At 70.3% G+C, this 3,191-nt stretch carries 3 protein-coding genes and 1 tRNA gene; 1 reads left to right on the top strand and 3 read right to left on the bottom strand.

What is annotated here, in order from left to right; translation table 11 throughout:
- Positions 1-33: 33 nt before the first annotated feature.
- The gene (locus AOK16_RS21900; protein ID WP_055473895.1) at positions 34-675 is read right to left on the bottom strand and encodes an ANTAR domain-containing response regulator; all 642 of its coding nucleotides are present in this window, start codon (positions 673-675) and stop codon (positions 34-36) included.
- A gap of 92 nt (positions 676-767) precedes the next feature.
- Between AOK16_RS21900 and AOK16_RS21895 the strand changes: the two genes are divergently transcribed.
- A tRNA-Leu gene (locus AOK16_RS21895) sits at positions 768-850 on the top strand.
- A 56-nt stretch (positions 851-906) separates the two neighbouring features.
- On the opposite strand, the gene pyk is transcribed toward AOK16_RS21895, so the two are convergent.
- Together pyk and AOK16_RS21885 are read right to left on the bottom strand one after the other, a co-directional pair.
- Positions 907-2,340: a pyruvate kinase gene (pyk, locus tag AOK16_RS21890; protein WP_055473894.1), complete on the bottom strand. Its 1,434-nt coding sequence runs from the start codon at positions 2,338-2,340 to the stop codon at positions 907-909.
- Between the two features lie 167 nt (positions 2,341-2,507).
- Positions 2,508-3,191, bottom strand: a 684-nt coding sequence (locus tag AOK16_RS21885; RefSeq protein ID WP_055473893.1) for an SIMPL domain-containing protein, incomplete at its 5' end; no start/stop codon positions are given.

The raw sequence follows: 3,191 nt of genomic DNA, 5'->3' as shown, positions 1-3,191 counted from the left end.
AGCGCGGGCCCCGTCGCGTACGCGGTCCCGGTACTACTTCTGCTTCTTCTCCTCGGCGTCCTGGATGACGGCCTCGGCGACCTGCTGCATGGACAGCCGGCGGTCCATGGAGGTTTTCTGGATCCAGCGGAACGCGGCGGGCTCGGTCAGCCCGTACTGGGTCTGCAGGACGCTCTTCGCCCGGTCCACGAGCTTGCGGGTCTCCAGCCGCTGGGAGAGGTCGGCGACCTCCTTCTCCAGCTCCTTCAGCTCGGTGAAGCGGGAGACGGCCATCTCGATGGCGGGCACCACGTCGCTCTTGCTGAACGGCTTGACCAGGTACGCCATCGCGCCCGCGTCCCGGGCCCGCTCGACCAGCTCGCGCTGCGAGAACGCGGTGAGCATCAGGACCGGCGCGATGGACTCCTCGGCGATCCGCTCGGCGGCGGAGATGCCGTCGAGGACGGGCATCTTGACGTCGAGGATGACCAGGTCGGGCCGGTGCTCCCGGGCGAGCTCCACGGCCCGCTCCCCGTCCCCGGCCTCGCCGACGACGGTGTACCCCTCCTCCTCGAGCATCTCCTTCAGATCGAGACGGATGAGGGCCTCGTCCTCGGCGATGACGACGCGGGTGGTCTGCGGCGGCACATGCGACTGCTCGTCACCAACAGGCTGCTCGGGCTCGGCGGCGCTCACGGGACTCCTCGTTCCGGGACAGGTGGTGCCCCTGCAGCCTACCTAGCTGCAGGTGAGGACACATACACGGTAGGGTGTTCCCCTGCGACCCCGCCGGGTTGGTGGAATGGCATACACGGATGTCTCAAACACATCTGCCCGAAAGGGCTTGCGGGTTCGAGTCCCGCACCCGGCACCCCTCCATTGATGCCCTTCACGCACACGTGAAGGGCATCGTGCGTTTCCCCGCCGCTACCGCCGGAAGTCGTGTTCGCCGATGTGGTGGACTCGGACCAGGTTGGTGGAGCCGGGGACGCCGGGTGGGGAGCCGGCGGTGATGACCACCGTGTCGCCCTTGCGGCAGCGGCCGATTTTCAGGAGCTGCTCGTCGACCTGCTGGACCATCTCGTCGGTGGAGTCGACCATCGGGCCGAGGAAGGTCTCCACGCCCCACGTGAGGTTGAGCTGCGAGCGGGTCGCGGGCTCGGGGGTGAAGGCGAGGACCGGGATCGGCGAGCGGTAGCGGGACAGGCGGCGGACCGTGTCGCCGGACTGCGTGCAGGCGACGAGGAACTTGGCGCCCAGGAAGTCGCCGATCTCCGCCGCCGCGCGGGCCACGGCACCCGCCTGGGTGCGGGGCTTGTTGCTCTCGGTCAGCGGCGACAGCCCCTTGGCGAGCATGTCCTCCTCGGCCGCGGCCACGATGCGGGCCATCGTCTTGACCGTCTCCACCGGGTACTTGCCCACGCTCGTCTCGCCGGACAGCATCACCGCGTCCGTCCCGTCCATCACCGCGTTGGCGACGTCGGAGGCCTCGGCGCGCGTCGGCCGGGACGCGTCGATCATGGAGTCGAGCATCTGGGTCGCGACGATCACCGGCTTGGCGTTGCGCTTGGCCAGCTTGACCGCGCGCTTCTGCACCATCGGCACGGACTCCAGCGGCATTTCGACCCCGAGGTCCCCGCGCGCGACCATGATCCCGTCGAAGGCGTCGACGATGGATTCGAGGTTCTCGACCGCCTGCGGCTTCTCGATCTTCGCGAGCACCGGAAGCCGGCGCCCCTCCTCGTCCATGACCCGGTGGACGTCGCGTACGTCGTCCCCGCTGCGGACGAAGGACAGGGCGATGATGTCCGCGCCGGTGCGCAGCGCCCAGCGCAGGTCCTCGACGTCCTTGCCGGAGAGGGCGGGTACGGAGACGGCGACGCCGGGGAGGTTGAGGCCCTTGTGGTCGGAGACCATGCCGCCCTCGATGACGATGGTCTGGACGCGGGGCCCGTCCACGTTCGTTACTTCGAGGGTGACGCGGCCGTCGTCCACGAGGATGCGCTCGCCTCGCGTGACGTCGGCGGCGAGGCCCGCGTAGGTGGTGCCGCAGGTCAGGCGGTCGCCCTCGACCTCCTCGACGGTGATGGTGAACTCGTCGCCGCGTTCGAGGAGTACGGGCCCTTCGCGGAATCGGCCGAGGCGGATCTTCGGGCCTTGAAGGTCCGCAAGGATCCCGACGCTGCGGCCGGTCTCGTCGGAGGCCTTGCGCACGTGGCGGTAGCGCTCCTCGTGTTCGGCGTAGCTGCCGTGGCTGAGGTTGAAGCGGGCCACGTCCATTCCGGCTTCGACCAGTGCCTTGATCTGGTCGTACGAGTGGGTGGCGGGGCCCAGTGTGCAGACGATCTTTGCTCGGCGCATGGTGCGAGCCTATGCCGTACTCGCGGGTAGGGATTTTGAGGGACGTGACTACTCAACGGCCTTTGCGTGAAGGGTTGTTGACAAGTATCGAAGGTGCGAGGGCGTGCTCCGATGAGCGTGCGCCGCCCGAAACGCCATCCGAAACGCCATCCGGACGGGGGCGCCTCTCACAGCCGGGGCGGTGACATCGTGAACCGGGCGTTGACGCGCGCCTGGACGGTCTGGCGCTGCGGCTCGAGGTCCAGGGGCGCGGCCTCGGCGCCCTCCGCCACCCCGCCCGCGAAGCCGCGCGGCATCGCGGCGGGCATCGCCATCCCGACCGGCACCGCGCCCTCCGCGCCCTCGTCCGCGAGCTCGACGAGCGCAGCCAACTCGGCGCCGAGCGCCTCGGCGTACTCCCGCGCCCGCTGCACCGCCTCCCGTACGGCCTGCTGCCGGGCCTCGCGGTGGGCGGGCGAGTCGGGGCGCAGGGCCCACCACGGGCCGCCGACGGTGGTGAGTTCGAGGTCGGCGAGGCGCGTGGCCAGTTCGCCGAGGGCGGTGAAGTCGGTGAGGGCGGCGGTGACATGGACGCGTCCGTGGTAGGCCCGTACGCGCTCGCCGCGGCCCCGGTGGCTCAGTTCGGGGGTGACGACGAAGGCGCCGGTCTCCAGCTTTTCCACGGCCTCGCCATAGGACTTGACGAGGTCGAGTACGGCGGTGTTGCGCCGGGTGAGGTCGTCCAGCGCGGCCCGCCGGTCGGTGCCGCGCGCGTTGACGGTGACGGCAAGGGTGGCGATCTCCGGATCGACCTCGAGCCGCGCCTCGCCGCGGACCGCGACGCGCGGGGACTCGGGGGTGCCGTACGGGGT

The sequence above is a fragment of the Streptomyces pathocidini genome (genome assembly GCF_001418495.1).
Classification (GTDB): domain Bacteria; phylum Actinomycetota; class Actinomycetes; order Streptomycetales; family Streptomycetaceae; genus Streptomyces; species Streptomyces pathocidini.
This window is presented reverse-complemented; position numbering and strand designations above follow the sequence as displayed.

Coding starts and splice junctions, on each gene's coding strand:
- pyk (WP_055473894.1), bottom strand. CDS start 2,340: ATGCGCCGAGCAAAGATCGTCTGCACACTGGGCCCCGCCACCCACTCG.